Annotated in this window: 1 protein-coding gene; it reads left to right on the forward strand. The window is 38.5% G+C overall.

Features of this window, described 5'->3' with window-relative positions; all coding sequences use genetic code 11:
* Window positions 1–947: methyl-accepting chemotaxis protein (locus CRV04_RS12770; protein ID WP_228126566.1), on the forward strand; the 947-nt coding region annotated here is incomplete at both ends.

A 947-nucleotide genomic window follows, 5' to 3' on the forward strand; every position in this document is an offset into this window, starting at 1 on the left:
GTGGTCAATGATAATATTAAAAAGATTCAAGCAGGACTACTTAAAGATAATGAAGCCGTAAGTGAAGCATTGAGTGTGGTAGAACAAGCCATAAAAGGACATTTAGATGTGCAATTAACCAAACAAGCCAATAACCCAGAACTCAAAGCTTTAAGTGATGCTTTAAATAAAATGCTGACAGGTATTAAAGGCAATGTCGATTCTATCTCAGTGGTACTTAAAGAGTTCAGTAACTATAAGTTTGTCAATAAAGTTGATGCGAAAGATTTAGAAGGGGATATGTTAGAGTTAATCAACAGTGTGAACTTCTTAACCAATGAAATCTCTGATTTGTTAAAAACATCGCTTTGTATTGGTTTAACCTTAGATGAAGCATCCGATAAATTGATTTCTAATGTGGATGTATTGAATCGTTCTTCCAATGAAGCAGCCGCTTCTTTAGAAGAGACAGCCGCTGCCTTAGAAGAGATTACCAGTACCATTGTGAATAACTCAGAGAATGTAAGTAAAATGAGTGCGTATGCCAAAGAGTTAAACAGTTCAGCCACTAAAGGGCAAACATTGGCTCAAAATACTACCACAGCAATGGATGATATCACAGAACAAGTGACGTTGATTAATGAAGCCATTTCAGTCATTGACCAAATTGCTTTCCAAACCAATATTTTATCACTCAATGCGGCCGTTGAAGCTGCCACAGCAGGAGAAGCTGGAAAAGGGTTTGCCGTGGTTGCACAAGAGGTGCGAAACCTTGCAGCCAGAAGTGCAGAAGCTGCTAAAGAGATTAAAGAGCTTGTAGAGAATGCTACGCAAAAAGCAGGACATGGTAAGACCATCAGTGCAGATATGATTGAAGGGTATAAAGGGTTGTTGGATAATATCAGTAAATCCACACACATGATTGAAGAGATTGCCAATGCCAGTAAAGAGCAAGAAGCAGGGATTAC

Source organism: Candidatus Marinarcus aquaticus (assembly GCF_004116335.1).
Taxonomy (GTDB): domain Bacteria; phylum Campylobacterota; class Campylobacteria; order Campylobacterales; family Arcobacteraceae; genus Marinarcus; species Marinarcus aquaticus.